This window comes from Burkholderia sp. YHN3-13 (genome assembly GCF_055810675.1).
In genome coordinates this window covers 106,762-122,268 of the sequence record NZ_JBVVNQ010000002.1, presented here as the reverse complement: position 1 = coordinate 122,268, position 15,507 = coordinate 106,762, and the positions used below count along the sequence as shown (strand labels likewise).

The following is a 15,507-nucleotide window of genomic DNA, read 5'->3' as shown; positions in this document are numbered from 1 at the left end:
GTCGATCCCGCGTGCTGGCAGCATAAGCAAAAATCCTGTTCTGTCAGAGTCAAGCGTCCGCCATATTGGCCCCGGACACTTCGTCTACAACGTTGCGGGCGTCCCGTCCCGCGAGTCGTGGAGGAGTATCTTGGCGCTCAATCATCCCCAGTTCAAAGCGGCTGTCGTGCAGGCCGCCCCGGCCTTCCTCGATCTTCAGGCCGGAATCGAAAAGTCCATCCGCTTGATTGAAGAGGCGGCGCGGGCCGGCGCCGCGCTGATCGCATTCCCTGAAGTGTGGCTGCCCGGCTATCCGTTCTACGTCTGGCTCGGTACACCGGCCTGGTATATGAGCAAGGGCTATGTTCAGCGCTACTTCGACAACTCGCTGAGCTACGACAGTCCGGAAGCCGATGCACTGAGGGACGCGGCGAGGAAAAATCGCATCACGGTCGTGATGGGGCTCTCGGAGCGCAAGGGCCACTCGTTGTATATCGCCCAATGGATGATCGGCCCCGACGGCGAGACCCTGCTGCAACGGCAGAAACTCAAACCCACCCACCTCGAACGGACGGTTTTCGGTGACGGGGAGGGCAGCGGCCTGACCGTGATCGACAGTCCGTTGGGCAAGCTCGGCGCGCTGTGTTGTGCCGAACACGTGCAGCCTTTGACCAAAGCCGCCATGTATGCGCAAGGCGAACAGGTCCATGTTGCCGCGTGGCCGAGCTTTTCCCTCTATGAATTCGCCAGCGCATTGAGCCACCAGGTGAACAACGCGGTTTCGCGGACCTATGCCGTCGAAGGCGGGTGCTTCGTCCTCGCGCCGTCGACCGTCGTCACCGAGGAGATGGTCGAGCATCTTTGCGACACCGAGGACAAACGTCAGCTGTTGCGGGCGGGCGGTGGCCATAGCGTTGGATACGGGCCCGACGGGGCGGAGTTGTTCGACAAGATTGACGAAACCGCGGAAGGCCTGCTCTACGCCAATATCGATCTCGGCACGCAATCGCTGTCGAAGTGCGTGTTCGATCCCGCGGGGCATTACTCGCGGCCCGACGTGCTGCGATTGTTGATCGACCGGCGACCGCGCCCCCCTGTCGCCGAAATACTCGACGGAACGCCGGCGGAGACGGCCGCCGACGATCTAGCCTCATCAGACGGCGGCTGCCCGCCCGGGCTTGCGGGCAGCGGCGGAGATCGGTAGCGGGACCATCGGGCCCGCCATGTCGTGTCATGGCGGGCCGGCCGGAGGTTTTCGTTTCGCGGCCCGGTGGGCTTGGCGGTTTTTCTTCGAATCAACGGTCATTCAGTCACGACGATATAGTTAGGATGGCGATATGAAATACAAGGAAAGTAGCGACTACGAATGGAAGATGGTCATCTTTCTTGCGGTGCTGTTCGGCATCGTAGGTCTCGACCGTCTGGTCATCGTGTACCTGTTTCCGGTTCTGCTGCCGGAGCTGAAACTGAACAATACGCAGGCAGGCGCCATCGCCTCGGTGCTCGCGTTGACCTGGGCCATTTCGACATGGGTGCTCGGGAGCCTGTCCGACCGCCACGGGCGCCGCAAGATTCTGCTCGGGTCGTCGATCTTCTTCTCGGTGATGACTGCCTTTACCGGCGTCGCCAAGTCGTTCCACGGCATGCTGCTCGTGCGAGGCCTTCTCGGCGTGGGCGAGGGGGGGGTGTTCAGCGCCAGCGTCGCGACCATCGACGAAATATCGACGCCGAGCCGGCGCGGCCTGAATCTGGGCATCCACCAGTCGTTTTTCCCTCTTCTGGGTATCGGCCTCGGACCGATCATCGCGACCCAACTCGTGATGCATATGCGCTGGGAGTGGGTGTTTTTCGTGCTCGGCATTCCGGGGCTGTTGCTGACGTTCCTGATTGGCCGGACCATGCGAAAGACGGAGCCCGGTCGCGACACGCAGGCCCGCTCGGCATCGGGTGGCCCCTTGACCGTGCTGAGATACAAGAACATCTGGCTGACCACGGTCATCGGATCGCTGTTCCAGACGGGCCTGTTCGTGTTCTCGACGTTCGTCGCGCTCTATCTGACCAAAGTCGTGGGCCTCGGTCTCGGCACGGTCGGCCTGATCATATCCGGATGGGGTTTCGGCGGGTTTATCGGGATGATCGCCGTTCCGGCGATATCGGATCGGCTCGGGCGGCGGATCGTGCTCGTCGTTTCCGCGGCTTGTTACGGCATCCTGATGTTGGCGTTTGTTCTTTGTCACGCGTCGCCGGTCGTCATGTTCGCCAACCTCTTTGCTGCCGGGATTTGCGGCTTCGGCATCGCCCCGCTCTTTCTTGCCGTGATTCCCTGCGAATCCGTCCCGTCCACGCTGACCGGCTCGGCCGTGGGCGTTCCCACCGCAGTCAGTGAACTGATTGGCGGGGTCCTGATGCCGGTGGTGGCAGGCGGGCTCGCCGACACGTTCGGTCTGGGTTATCCGATGCTGATCGTCGGAGGCGTGTCGCTGGTGAGCGCGCTCGTGGGAATGTTTCTCGATGAAACGGTGCCCGCGGCGACGTCGAAGCATGCCGTCTCGACCATCGACGCGGCCTGACCGTTCGGCAACGGGCAGGCGGATGTCGGACCGTTGCGCGGACTCGCGCGACCAGGGCCACTGACGTCGGTCGCGGGGCTGTACCAGGGGCGGTGAAGCGACGCTGTCAGGGTTGACTGCGTCGTCATTTCTGACGATGCGCGACAAAAAGGCCGACGCGCAATCTACGAAGACCGCAATGTACGAGAGACGTAGATGCCCACCCTGCCGCAGCTTTCAGTCGTCGACGCAAAAGGCGCGATCGATCGACGCGAGATCTCCTGCCTGGAATACGTACAGGCGCTGGTGGATCAACAGGCCAACACCGAGTCGCTGAACGGGTTCGCACATTTCAACCCCGAGACGTTGTTGCAATCGGCGCGAGCCCACGACGAACCGCTCGCAGCCCGGACAGGCCGGATGTCACTTGCCGGCATTCCGTTGGCGATCAAGGACAACATCGACTGCGCGGGCATGCCGACAGCGGCTGGAACGGCCGCGCTTCGCCACGCCGTTCCTCGAGCGCAGGCGCCAGTCGTGGCGCGTGTGGTCGAGGCGGGGGCGTTGGTCGCCGGCAAAGCGAACATGCACGAACTCGCTTTCGGCTGCACCAACGACAACGGATTTTTTGGCCCGGCCCGCAACCCGTATGACCCGTCCAGAATTCCCGGCGGAAGCAGCGGTGGGTCGGCCGTGCTGGTGGCGAGCGGGGCGGTGCCGGCGGCGCTCGGCACCGACACGGGCGGATCGGTGCGCATCCCGGCGGCGCTGTGCGGGCTGGTCGGCTTTCGTCCCACGCACGGACGTTATCCGTCCGAGGGCGTCGTGCCGATATCGCCCACGCGCGACACGGTCGGCCCGATCGCCCGCACCGTTGCCGACGTGATGTTGCTGGACGCGATCCTGTCTGGAAGGGGTTCAGCGCCGCCCGCTGCCGACGATGCACGTGACGCTCGCCTGGCAGTTCCGTACTCGACGTTGTGGGAGGGGTTGTCGCCCGACGCACGGCCGGTACTCGAACGTGCGCTGCAGACGCTGAAGGATGCGGGCTTCGATCTGGTTGACGTGGACCTGCGACGTTATCCGTTTTTTCGTGCGAAGAAGAACGCAACCATTCCTTTTTTCGAGTTCGGCGGCGCCGTGGGCCGCTATCTGGAAACAGGCGGCGTGGCCGTGACGTTCCCGGAGATCGTTGCCCAGATCAGGAGCCCGGATGTGATCCGGATCGTCGGCGACATCCTGGGGGCCGGTGCGATTTCCGCGGCCGAATACGCCGAAGCGCTCCTCGCGCGAGAGCGGTCCCGCACGTCCTACGTGGCGTGTCTTCGCGAAGTGGAGGCAGATGCGCTGCTGTTTCCCACCGTGCTGATTCCCGCTTGCCGCATCGGCGCCGAAACCGTGGCGGTCGGGTCTGAAGCGCTCGATGTCTTTGCCGCATACACACGAAATACCGAACCGGGCAGCAACGCAGGGGTACCCGGCATCACCGTTCCCGCAGGCCTGACCCGGGACGGCCTCCCGGTTGGATTGGCGCTGGACGGTGCGCCGTATTCGGATCAGCGAATCCTGCAGATCGGCAAGGAAATGGAGCGTGTCCTGTGTGCGGCGACGTTCCCGCGTCTCGACGCACACGTTCAATCATCCGGCAACGGCTTAACGAGGAAGGCAAGCAAATGAATCGTCGACATATCCTGAAAAGTATTGCGCTCGGTGCCGCCAGTGCCGCGGTGGGCGCCGGGGGGCTCGTTCCGGTGTCGGTTCGCGCGGCAAACCAGCCGCTGAAGTTGGCGCTGATGGCGCCGATGAGCGGGCCGGCCGCATTTTTCGGTCAAGCCTGCAAAAACTGCGCAGCGATGGCGATCGACGAGATCAACGCGCGCGGGGGCGTGTTGGGGCGCCCGCTCGAGTTGCTGGTGGGAGATGCCGGCGCCGCGCCTTCCGAGTCCGCGCAGACGGCGCTGCGCCTGTGGAAGCGCGACAAGGCGGAGGTCTTTGTCGGATCGCACGATAGTGCTGTCCGCACGGCGCTGGAAAGTCTGTTCCGAGGCCAGGTGCCTTACGTCTATACCCCGATGTACGAAGGGGGCGATTGCGCGAAGGGCACGTTCTTCGTTGGCGAGACGCCCGCGCAGCAACTGACGCCGGTCATTCCGTGGTTGACCGCCCAGCACCAGGTCAAGCGCTGGTTCCTGATCGGCAACGACTACGTCTGGCCGCGCAAGTCGAACGAAGTGGCGAAAAACGCGATTCAGGGTTCCGGCGCGACCGTGGTCGGCGAAGAGTACGTTCCGTTCGACGTCGACAACTTCGACGCGGTACTGGGCAAAATTCGCGACAGCAAGGCGGATGCGGTGTTCATCACGCTGGTGGGCGGGTCGGCCGTCACGTTCAACAGAAGTTTTGCGAGCTTCGGTCTCGGCGACAGGATGATCCGCTTCGGCACGATGATCGAGGAAAACACGTTGATCGGGATCGGTGCGTCCAACACCAGGAACCTCTACTCGGCGTCCGGCTTTTTCGCGACGCCGACCGCAACGTCCGCGCCGTTTCTGGAGCGTTATCACAAGCGGTTCGGCGCGTCGGCGGTTTTGAGCAGCATCGGCGAGTCGACGTACGAGGGCGTCCTGATGTATGACGCGATGGCCAGGAAGGCGAATTCCGCGTCGATCGGCGATCTGACGAAGGCCTCCGACGGGGCAGGCTACAAAGGCCCGCGCGGCGTGGTCACGATGAAGTCCCGCAACGTGACGGCCGACATCTTCCTCGCCAGGGCATCAGGTGTGCGATACGACATCGTCAAGACGTTCTCGCAGCTTGGCTCGGCCGAGACCTGTGCGAGCGGAGCGGGTGCGGGTTGACGTCATGCTGCTTTCCCATCTTCTCAATCTCGGGTACGCGTGTGCGGCCCTCGCGCTCACGACGATCGGTCTGGCCATCGTGTTCGGGCTGCTGGGCGTGCTGAACATGGCGCATGGCGAGTTCATCATGCTGGGCGCGTACTCGGTGGTCGTCGTGCAGCGTTTCGGATTACCCGCTTTGCTTGCCATACCCGTGGCGATCGTCGTATGCGCTGCCGTGGGTTGGATCGTCGAACGCGTGCTGGTTCGTCCCTTGTATGAGCGGCCGTTCGATACCTTGCTCGCCACCTGGGGCGTTTCGATCCTGCTGCGCGAAGGGGTGGTCGCATTGTTCGGAAAGGGTTACCAGGACGTGACTGGCGCGGATGGCGCATCGATCGATGTCCTGGGCACCCCGTATCCGGCATTCCGGCTTGCGATGATGCTCGCGGTGGGCCTGGCATTCGCCGCGCTCGCGGCATGGTATGGCCGCAGCCAGACGGGCGCGCGGATTCGGGGCATGGTCGCGAATCCCCTTCTTGCCAGGGCGGCCGGCATCAATACGACCCGGCTGGCCAGCGGCACGTTCATCACGGGGGTGGTGCTGGCCGGGTTGGCGGGGGTGTTGCTCGCGCCGATCGTGCGGGTCGAGCCGTACATGGGCCTCGACTATCTGCTCAATTCGTTTTTCGTGCTCGTGGTCGGCGGCCTGGGCAGCTTGCTCGGTCTCGCGGTCGGCACGTTCGTCATCGGCGGAACGCAGGTCGCGGTGTCGAGTTTCATCGATCAGACGTCGGGTTATACCGCCGTTCTGATCCTGTCCATCTATTTCTTGTGGAGTCGCCCGAATGGCCTCGTCTCGCGCCGTTGAAACGGCCCTCCAGGTTGTCACGGCTGCGGTTCTTCTGAGCTTGCCGCTGTGGGCCGGTGACTACAGTGCAAACCAGATCGGGCTTCTGTTGCTGTATGGAATGGCAACGCAAGGCGTTGCGTTGTGCTGGGGGAATGCGGGCTTTTTGCCGCTGGGCCAAAGCCTGTTCTTCGGGCTGGGCGCGTATGTCAGCGCCTTGGTATTGCGCGCCGCGGCCGCGGCCGGCGGCGAATGGCAGATCGTCCTGCTTCCGCTTGCAGTCGCGGTACCGGCGGCCCTGGCCTATGCCATCGGATTGATCGTCTTTGCGCGCCGGATCGACAGCGGGCCGTTTTTTTCGCTGATTACCCTTGCGTCATGCATGTTGGGATTTCTGTTGGCCAATCAATGGAGCAGCGTCACCGGCGGCTTCAACGGGCTCACCGATATTCCCGACCTGCCGATGACCGACCGGTATGGAAACCTGTATTACGTGATCGCCGTGGCCGCGGTTGTCGTCACGGCGGGGATCACCTGGTTGAGTCGCCGCCCCATCGGGACGCTCTGGGCCGCCCTCTCGGAGAATGAGGATCGCCTCCAGTTCCTTGGATTCGCGACGCACCGGCTGAAGGCGGCCGCTTTCGGCCTCTCGGGCGCGATCGCGGGTCTGGGCGGCGCGCTGTATGCGCCTCACGAGGGTCTCGTCGGCCCTCAGGCGGTCGGCGTCGCGTTGTCGGCGCAGTTCGTCATCTGGGCAGCCGTCGGGGGGAAGCGCAGTCCGTTGGGCGCGCAACTCGGTGCCGTCGTGATCGGGCTGCTCGCCGCGACCTGGCGCGATCTGTTCACCTATTGGGAAGTGCTGGTCGCGCTGATTTTCATCGGTGTGGTGCGGCTGTTTCCCGACGGCCTGGCCGGCGCGGCCGCCGCGCTTGCCCGGATGGCGGGTCTGCGCGTCGCGAACAGCATTCCGGAGAAACGGCTAGATGCTCACGAGATCGCGACGATCGACAGGCGGCCGGCTCAATCCGCGCTGCTCAGTTTCCGCAAGGTGGAAGTCAGCCAGGGGGGCGTCAACATTCTCAACGGGCTCGATCTCGAGGTGGGAGCCGGGGTCATCCATTGTTTCATTGGCCCGAATGGCGCCGGCAAGACGTCGACATTCAACGCAATGACGGGCCGCTTGCCGGTCCGTTCAGGTGAAATTCACTTTCGCGGGACCGAGATTTCGTCCTCTCAGGCGTGGCAGGTCGCCCGACTGGGCATCGGCCGCAAGTTTCAGATTCCCGCGGTGTTTGCCCGGTTGTCGGTCGACCAGAATCTTCAGATCGCCCTGTGGGCGAACCGGATACGTCCTCGGGAGATGCTGAGCGCGGCGCCGCTGCATTGGAACTCGGTTCAACGCGTACGCACGCTCGGGAAATTCGGGTTTCTCGAATCGAATCTGGCGGTTCGTGCGGGCGATCTGTCTCAAGGGATGCGCCAGATGCTGGAGTTCGCGATGGTGGCGATCACCGAGCCGCGTCTTTTGCTCCTCGACGAACCGTGCGCCGGCCTCTCGGCGCACGAAACCCGTCACATGATGGACGCGATCACGTCGACCGTGGGCGAACTGGAGGCGTCAGCCATCGTGATCGAGCATGACATGAGCGCACTCGAAAAGATCGCCGGCAACGTGGTGGTCCTGCATCAGGGAAGAAGCCTCGCGGTCGGATCGCTGTCGCAGATCAAGATGTCGGCAGACGTCAAGGCCGTCTACTCGGGAGGAAGAAAGTGAGCGAACGCCGGCGGGAAGCCGTGTTGAGGTTTTCGTCGATCGTCGCGGGTTACGGCGACACGATGGTGCTCAAGGGAATCAGTGGCGAGGTGGCCGCGGGTAATGTCCTGGGGGTGTTTGGCCGCAACGGTGTGGGCAAGTCGACACTGATGCGCGCCCTGACAGGTGTTATCCAGCCCACTTCCGGGGCAGTCACGGTCAACGGCGGTGAAGTAGGAAAAGTACCGTCGCACCAACGGCGACGTCTGGGGATGAGCTATGCGCCGCAGGAACGGGTTGTCTTCGACAATTTGAGCGTTGCAGACAACCTGACCCTCGGATTCAGGACAAGAAGCCTGGAAGCATACGAAGAATTGTTCGAGATTTTCCCGCGTCTGAAAGAGCGGTTGCCGCAGGCAGCCGGGAAGCTGAGCGGGGGTGAAAAGAAGCTGCTTTCCTTCGCCAGGATCATCGCGGAGCGTTCGCCGCTCACGCTGATCGACGAGCCGTCGGAAGGCGTTCAGCAGGAGAACCTGGAGCGGATGGCATCCGTTATCCGGTCTCGAATCGAGGAAGGCGCGGCGTTCGTGGTGGTCGAACAGAATCTGACGTTTCTCACTTCGATCGCGGACCATTTCATCGGTCTGGATCATGGAGAGGTCGTGCTGTCGGGCGACTCGATCGATATGTCGCGCGACCGGCTCGAAGCCGTATTGGCGGTTTAGGCTTTCGTATCAGGCAATTCGCCGCTCGTGCGTACCTGACGTACCTGAGCGTCGGCCGCGCCGTTCAATCGTCGTCACGGCGCGGCCGTTCCGGCCGCGGCGACGGAAGCAGCCAGCTCCGCACGGTTGGAGAATCCCTTCTTGTCCATGATCCGCCGCAAATGGGTGCGTACGGTCGACAAGCTGATGCAGAGAAGGCGGCCGATATCCTGATCGGTACAACCCTTTGCGACGAGCTGGGCGATCTCGCTCTCACGGTCCGTGAGCCCCGTCGCGCTGCCTGCCCGACGTTTGATGGCGCGGCAAAGGAACGGCTCGATCGCATCGAGCACGAGTTTGTCGCGCAGCTCGAATTCAGGCCGATTCCTGGTTCGCCAGATTCTCAGGTCGCTGAGCTGGCGTTCGCCGTCGAAAACGAACACGTTGATCCCGTGATGCAAACCATCCTGCGCGAGAAACTCGTTATAGAACTCGCTTTTCTCCAGGGCAGGCCGGTCCATCACTTCTTCCACGAACGTGGCCCGGCGCATCCTGCAGAGCTGCGCCGTCATCGGGTCATTGTGCTGATACCAGCTTGTGTAGCGACGCACGTGATCCGAGTCGACGTTGACCGCAATCGGGTCGACGTAGGTCCCTTTCTCGGCATCCCAGTTGTAGGACACGCAGAAATCGGATCGCAACAACCGGGTCAAGTCTGACAAAACGACACGTCTGACATCCACGATCGGTCCGAGCTCTTCGAGCCGCCCGATGATGTCGCCGAAAAGTCGGAGTTCGTCGAGCGTGAGATCGTGAACTGGTGGCTTCAAGGGGGCCTCATCGGTAGGAGGAGTCGGGAGACGGCACGCGCGACAGTCTTGGAAGACTGGTTCGCATTACGCATCAATCATAGCAGCGTAAAAAATCCCGATCAGCAACGAACGTGCGGCCTTTGCCGGTCCGTTGTATTCATGCCGCAGTCGCATCCGCCGCCTGTTTTCGGGCCGAAAGGGATGCCCGCGGCGGACCCTGAATGCCGCCGCCACTGACCGGGATTTCCGCATCGACATTTCTGACGATGGGGCTCAAAAAACGTCGGTCATAAAGTGGACGCGCAGTGGGAAGCGGACGTGTTGAGACCGTTCGTCGTGGAGGCAAGCCGGAGGTTTACCCGCAGACGCCTGCCCATTGATCAAACGATTCCAGCGCATTTTCAGCGGGACGTGTTCCTCAGCCATTTTCGTCAACGAAAACTACGCCATAAAATTAGGATAGCGATATGAACAGGATCATCAAGCGAAGCATGGTGGTGTGCGCCGCGGTTGGGTGCGGCGTGGCACATGCGCAGTCGTCAGTGACGCTGTACGGGCTGGTCGATGCGGGCATCACGTACACGAACAATGCAACGTCGGGCACCGGACATGGCGCGCTCGTGCAGTTCACGTCCGGGTCGTCGCAGGGAGATCGTTGGGGGCTGACAGGCAAAGAGGACCTGGGTGGCGGGCTCAAGGCGATCTTCACGCTCGAAAGCGGTTTTCAACTTTCCAACGGGGCCTTGGCGCAGAGCGGGCTGTTGTTCAACCGCGCGGCCTTCGTCGGCCTCGACGGGCGGTTCGGGACGCTGACGCTCGGGCGGCAATACGACTTCATCGGCGATATTTTCCCCGCGTACTCGATCGCGGGAAACACGGCCGCGGGTATCCTCGCGTGGGGCATTCCGGCGTATGCGGCTGGCGGGTATACGCTGGATAACCGACTGTGGGGCGACAACGTCAATAACTCGGTGAAGTATCTTTCGCCGACGATTTCGGGCTTCAGTGTCGGTGCCATGTACGGTTTCGGCAATGTGGCCGGCTCATTGGGCACCAACAGCGCGATGAACTTCCTGCTGAACTACAACCGGGGCGGGCTCGCCGCATCGCTGTCGTATTTCAAGCAGCATAACGCGACCCGCTCCGCGAATTTGACGGAATACGCCGGCGGTGCAACATACAGCCTGGGGAAAGCGCAGATATTCGGTGTGGTGACCGATGTCCAGTTGAGCAGCGGCACCCAAGCGCGCGCGCTGACCTATGACGGCGGCGTGACTTACTTTGTCAGGCCCGACCTCTCGCTCGGCGCCGGGTTCCAGTTCCAGCAGCGCAACAACGGGGTCGGCAGCGCGAATCAGGCGACCATCGGGGCCGATTACTTCATTTCCAAACGCACGGACGTGTATTTCGTCGGGGCGCTCGCGCATGATCATGCGCACGGCGCTCAAATCGAAGCAGCGCTCGGATCGCCGTCCAGCACGAGTTTTCAGACCGCGGCGAGGATCGGCATTCGGCACAAGTTCTGACTGGTGCGGCGGCACGTGCCGGTGGTGCAGGGGCGGGCCGGCAGCGCTTGGTCGTGCGTCGAAATACGATGCGCATGTGAGTGGATGCGTCGCGCGGCGTCCGGTTCGTGCGATCCGTCCGCTACCCGGCGCGGCTACATCGCGGCACTGTAAAGATGATGTGCGTCGGTCAGTGCGTCGGCGACAAGCTGCAGGCCGTCGCGGCAGCGCTCCTGATCCTGCGGGCCGCCGAGGCAGATGCGAATCGCGTCCGGCGGGTTGCCGTCGGTCGAGAATGCCGCGCTTGCCACGGCGGCGACACTCCGGCTTCGCAGATATTGCGCGAGATCCGGTGCTGTCCACTGGCACTCGCCGGGAATCGGCAACCAGAGATGAAAACCATCGGGATGCGCGTCGAAAGGCCATGCGCCGAGAACGCGGCTGGCGATCGCCTGCCGTGAATGCGCCTCGGATCGGATGGCGGCCAGCATCTCGCTTGCCGTGCCGTCGTTGATCCACTGGGTGGACAGCAGCATCGTGAACGGGCTCGGCATCACGGTCGTGGCGCGCAATGCCCCCGCGATACGCTGTGTTTCGCGCACCGTCGGCGCCAGCAGGTAGGCGATTCGCAGCCCGGCGCCGAGGTTCTTCGACATGCCGGTCACGTAGTAGGTCAGTTCGGGGGCCAGCAACGCCAGTGGCGGCGGGGCGCTCTGCGGGAGCATCGCGTACGCGTCGTCCTCGATGATGGGCACGTTGTAGCGCATCGCGATATCCGCCAGCGCTTCGCGGCGCCTGAACGGTATCGTGAGCGTGCTTGGATTCTGCAGGGTCGGGTTGCAGTACAGCGCCGCGGGCTGTCCGCTTCGGCAGAGCGATTCGAACGCATGCGGCAACGGCCCGTCGTCGTCCCGCGGCAGCGGCTGCAACTGGACGCCCAGTTGCGATGCGATGGCCTTGATGCCGGGGTACGCGAGTGAATCGAGGCAGATCGAATCACCGCGGCGCGCAAGCCGGGAGACGAGCGCGACGAGCGCGCTGTGGATTCCCGGACAAACGAGCACGGTATCGCTGCTGCAGCCGGGCAGGCGATGGGCCAGCCATGCGCGGCCGGCGGCGCGATCCGCCGGTGTGCCGCCGAAATCCTGATATCGCATCAGTTGGTAAGGGTCCGCGGCGGCGAACAATGCCGCCGCCGATTGTTGCAGCCGGCCGACCATCTCGGCCGGTTCAGGGGGCATGTTCATCGACATCTCGATGCTGCTCCCGCCCGACAGCTGGACCGTTTGCGTCGGGCCGCGCACGAACGTGCCGCTTCCTGCCCGCGTATCGAGCAAGCCGCGTCGGCGGGCTTCCGCATACGCGCGGGCGACCGTCGTGTAGTTCAGGTTCAGCGCCCCGGCGAGATCGCGCAGCCCGGGCAGGCGGTCGCGCGGTTTCAGCCGGCCGGCCGCAAGATCTTCCTCGATGAGGTCGGGGATCAGCTGATAGGCCGGTTTCCTGCTTTCCAGCAAGCGCTTCGACCAATGATGGATTGCGTAATCCATACCTGTTTCCATTTGACGATTCATCAAAACGTTAGCATGGCGCATTAATCGAAAAATATATATATCGCGCCGTGGAAGCCGACTGATTGCATTGATTGCATCGTGTATCGGATTGATGCATCGATGCACGTTGGGCGCGCACCGGTTCATGCGTGCTGCATCAGTCAGGTGCGCCGTTCGGCCCGGACGGGCCGTTTTCAGTTGGATCCGGATTGGGGCACGCAAGGATCGAACCGACTGCAGCGGCATTTTTGGATTGAATGATTGCAGAGTGATTGCATCGGGGCGCGGCCCGGTTGGCATATGCGTTGCGTTAATGAGTTCGCCCGGATTCGAAAGCGTTCGGGAATCTCATTCAACTCATTTCCAGACGGAGCGTGCCATGCCTGCAGTCAATCAGCCTCTGCACAAGAAGGGAGATTTCCTCGTCGACTACGAGGAAAAAGTATTCGAAGACGTCAAGGCGGAAGCGGGCGAGAAGGCGCTCGTGACGTTCCACACGGTTGCGTTCGAGGGGTCGATCGGCTTCGTGAACCTCCTGCAGGCGACCCGCCTGCAGCGCAAGGGGTTCGAGACGTCGGTGCTGCTCTACGGCCCCGGCGTGACGCTCGGCCTGCAACGCGGGTTCCCGACCCTGGGCGACGAGGCGTTTCCCGGCCATCTGAACTTCAACAAGCAGCTCGTGAAGTTCATGGAGGAAGGCGGGAAAGTCTATGCGTGCCGCTTTGCATTGCAGGCGCTTTACGGGCATGGCGAAGCGTCGCTGATCGAGGGCATCCGGCCGATCAACCCGCTCGACGTGCTCGATATCCAGCTGCTTCACCGCAAGGAGAACGCGCTGATCATCCATACCTGGACCGTTTGATCGAATCACGGGTGCCATCATGTCCGACAAACGCATCGTCCGGGCGGCAGCCGTCCAGATCGCGCCCGATCTGGAACGCACCGGCGGCACGCTCGACAAGGTCTGCGCGGCGATCGACGAGGCCGCCGGCAAGGGCGTCCAGCTGATCGTCTTTCCCGAAACATTCGTGCCGTACTACCCGTACTTCTCGTTCGTGCGGACGCCGGTCGCGTCCGGCGCCGATCACATGCGGCTCTACGAGCAGGCCGTGACGGTGCCGGGGCCCGTGACGCATGCGGTCGCGGAGCGCGCGCGCCTGCACGGGATGGTGGTCGTGCTCGGCGTGAACGAGCGCGACCACGGCAGCCTGTACAACACGCAGCTGATCTTCGACGGCGACGGGCGCCTCGCGCTGAAGCGCCGCAAGATCACGCCGACGTTTCACGAGCGGATGATCTGGGGGCAGGGGGATGCGGCCGGACTCAAGGTCGTGCGGACCGGTGCCGGACGGGTCGGTGCGCTCGCGTGCTGGGAGCACTACAACCCGCTCGCCCGTTATGCGCTGATGACGCAGCACGAGGAAATTCATTGCAGCCAGTTCCCCGGATCGCTGGTCGGCCCGATCTTCGCGGACCAGATCGAGGTCACGATCCGCCACCACGCGCTGGAGTCCGGCTGCTTCGTCGTCAATGCGACCGGCTGGCTGACGGATGCCCAGATCGAGTCGATCACGGGCGATCCGAATCTGCAGAAGGCCCTGCGCGGCGGATGCAATACCGCGATCGTGACCCCGGAGGGGCAGCACCTGGCCGAGCCGTTGCGTGCCGGCGAAGGGATGGTGATCGCCGACCTGGACATGTCGCTGATTACCAAGCGCAAGCGAATGATGGACTCGGTCGGCCACTATGCGCGGCCGGAACTGCTGAGCCTTGCCATCAACGATCGGCCGGCGGCGACGGTGACCCCGATGGGGATCAACGGGTCGGCCGCCCCTGACTTCGAGGGAAACTGCCATGAGCGTGAACGCGAAACCGTCGGTGCAGAGCCGGCAATTGATGACTGAACTGCAGTCGGTCGGGCTGCGCCTCGCGGATCCGCGGGTTGGCGCCGCGAGCCGGCGCGGCGGCGCCGGGCCGTCCGATCACAAGGCCGTGACGGTCGACGGCGTGACCATCATGGTGCCGGTGCACACGAGCACCGCGTGGGATTCGCCGTTCGTCGCGGGGGCGCCCGACGCGGCGGGCGTCAGCCAGCTCTCGCGCGGCACCATCCCGATCGCGAGCATCAGCTTTCCGTCGAACCCGCGCTTCTACGCATTGCAGACGCTGGAGGGCGTGCCGTATTCGCACATCGCGACGCTGCACGGTGCCGACGTGCTGGCGACCACGGTGTTGCAGACCTGCATTCGCTACGAGAGCCGGCGCAAGACCTGCCAGTTCTGCTCGATCGGCCAGTCGCTCGCAGCCGGCAGGACGATCGCCCGCAAGACGCCTGAGCAACTCGCCGAGGTGGCGCGCGCGGCGGTCCTGCTCGACGGCGTCAAGCACATGGTATTGACGACCGGCACACCGCCGACGCCCGACCGCGGCGCGCGCGTGCTCTGCGAAAGCGCGTTCGCGATCAAGGCGGCCGTCGATCTCCCGATCCAGGCGCAATGCGAGCCGCCCGACGACGACGGCTGGTTCGAGCGGATGAAGGCAAGCGGGATCGATACGCTGGGCATGCATCTGGAAGCCGTGACGCCGGCCGTGCGCGAACGGATCATGCCCGGCAAGGCGAGCGTGCCGCTGTCCCGCTACATGGCGGCATTCCGCGCGGCCGTCGCGGTGTTCGGCCGCGGACAGGTCAGCACCTACATCCTCGCCGGGCTCGGCGACAGCGCGGCCGCGATCCTCGACATGTCGCGCGAACTGATCGGGTTGGGCGTGTATCCGTTCGTCGTGCCGTTCGTGCCGATCAGCGGCACGCCGCTGGAGAGTCATCCCGCGCCGTCGCCGGAATTCATGCGGGCGGTGCTCGAACCGCTCGGCGCCATGCTGCGCGATGCCGGCATGCGCTCCGCCGACATCAAGGCAGGCTGCGGAAAGTGCGGTGCCTGCTCGTCGCTGTCGACCTACGAGGTATGAC

Annotated in this window: 13 protein-coding genes; 11 read left to right on the top strand and 2 right to left on the bottom strand. The window is 63.6% G+C overall.

What is annotated here, in order from left to right:
• The first annotated feature begins 130 nt into the window (after positions 1 to 130).
• The 7 genes from AC0KUR_RS05475 to AC0KUR_RS05445 all read left to right on the top strand — a co-directional run bounded on the left by AC0KUR_RS05475 (position 131) and on the right by AC0KUR_RS05445 (position 8,693).
• A complete protein-coding gene (locus AC0KUR_RS05475) occupies positions 131 to 1,183 on the top strand; it encodes a carbon-nitrogen hydrolase family protein (RefSeq protein WP_049031827.1) in 1,053 nt (350 codons plus the stop codon).
• Positions 1,184 to 1,316: 133 nt separating this feature from the next.
• Positions 1,317 to 2,549, top strand: coding sequence for an MFS transporter (locus AC0KUR_RS05470; protein WP_473375503.1), 1,233 nt, complete (start codon positions 1,317 to 1,319; stop codon positions 2,547 to 2,549).
• A 195-nt stretch (positions 2,550 to 2,744) separates the two neighbouring features.
• The gene (iaaH, locus tag AC0KUR_RS05465; protein WP_473375502.1) at positions 2,745 to 4,205 is read left to right on the top strand and encodes an indoleacetamide hydrolase; all 1,461 of its coding nucleotides are present in this window, start codon (positions 2,745 to 2,747) and stop codon (positions 4,203 to 4,205) included.
• The gene (locus tag AC0KUR_RS05460) at positions 4,202 to 5,386 is read left to right on the top strand and encodes a substrate-binding domain-containing protein (protein ID WP_473375501.1); all 1,185 of its coding nucleotides are present in this window, start codon (positions 4,202 to 4,204) and stop codon (positions 5,384 to 5,386) included. Before iaaH ends, AC0KUR_RS05460 begins: the two co-directional genes overlap by 4 nt.
• Positions 5,387 to 5,390: 4 nt before the next feature.
• Complete coding sequence (locus AC0KUR_RS05455) at positions 5,391 to 6,236, top strand: branched-chain amino acid ABC transporter permease (RefSeq protein WP_034189488.1); 846 nt, start codon at positions 5,391 to 5,393, stop codon at positions 6,234 to 6,236.
• On the top strand, positions 6,214 to 7,989 hold the full coding sequence (locus tag AC0KUR_RS05450; protein ID WP_200088855.1) for a branched-chain amino acid ABC transporter ATP-binding protein/permease: 1,776 nt from the start codon (positions 6,214 to 6,216) through the stop codon (positions 7,987 to 7,989). The genes AC0KUR_RS05455 and AC0KUR_RS05450 overlap by 23 nt, the downstream gene beginning before the upstream one ends.
• Positions 7,986 to 8,693, top strand: a complete 708-nt coding sequence (locus tag AC0KUR_RS05445; protein ID WP_226104047.1) for an ABC transporter ATP-binding protein — start codon at positions 7,986 to 7,988, stop codon at positions 8,691 to 8,693. The genes AC0KUR_RS05450 and AC0KUR_RS05445 overlap by 4 nt, the downstream gene beginning before the upstream one ends.
• Positions 8,694 to 8,767: 74 nt before the next feature.
• Here the strand turns inward: AC0KUR_RS05445 and AC0KUR_RS05440 are convergent, their stop codons facing one another.
• A complete protein-coding gene (locus AC0KUR_RS05440) occupies positions 8,768 to 9,502 on the bottom strand; it encodes a helix-turn-helix transcriptional regulator (RefSeq protein WP_034189490.1) in 735 nt (244 codons plus the stop codon).
• A 449-nt stretch (positions 9,503 to 9,951) separates the two neighbouring features.
• Between AC0KUR_RS05440 and AC0KUR_RS05435 the strand changes: the two genes are divergently transcribed.
• Positions 9,952 to 11,010, top strand: a complete 1,059-nt coding sequence (locus tag AC0KUR_RS05435; protein ID WP_051701016.1) for a porin — start codon at positions 9,952 to 9,954, stop codon at positions 11,008 to 11,010.
• A 134-nt stretch (positions 11,011 to 11,144) separates the two neighbouring features.
• On the opposite strand, the gene AC0KUR_RS05430 is transcribed toward AC0KUR_RS05435, so the two are convergent.
• On the bottom strand, positions 11,145 to 12,536 hold the full coding sequence (locus tag AC0KUR_RS05430; RefSeq protein ID WP_473375500.1) for an aminotransferase-like domain-containing protein: 1,392 nt from the start codon (positions 12,534 to 12,536) through the stop codon (positions 11,145 to 11,147).
• Between the two features lie 382 nt (positions 12,537 to 12,918).
• Here AC0KUR_RS05430 and AC0KUR_RS05425 point away from each other — a divergent pair, with 382 nt between their 5' ends.
• The 3 genes from AC0KUR_RS05425 to AC0KUR_RS05415 are packed head-to-tail and all read left to right on the top strand — an operon-like array spanning position 12,919 to position 15,506.
• Positions 12,919 to 13,401, top strand: a complete 483-nt coding sequence (locus AC0KUR_RS05425; RefSeq protein ID WP_034189492.1) for an MSMEG_0572/Sll0783 family nitrogen starvation response protein — start codon at positions 12,919 to 12,921, stop codon at positions 13,399 to 13,401.
• Positions 13,402 to 13,420: 19 nt separating this feature from the next.
• On the top strand, positions 13,421 to 14,443 hold the full coding sequence (locus tag AC0KUR_RS05420; RefSeq protein WP_473375499.1) for a Nit6803 family nitrilase: 1,023 nt from the start codon (positions 13,421 to 13,423) through the stop codon (positions 14,441 to 14,443).
• A complete protein-coding gene (locus AC0KUR_RS05415) occupies positions 14,436 to 15,506 on the top strand; it encodes an MSMEG_0568 family radical SAM protein (protein WP_069706391.1) in 1,071 nt (356 codons plus the stop codon). The genes AC0KUR_RS05420 and AC0KUR_RS05415 overlap by 8 nt, the downstream gene beginning before the upstream one ends.
• Position 15,507: the final 1 nt, after the last annotated feature.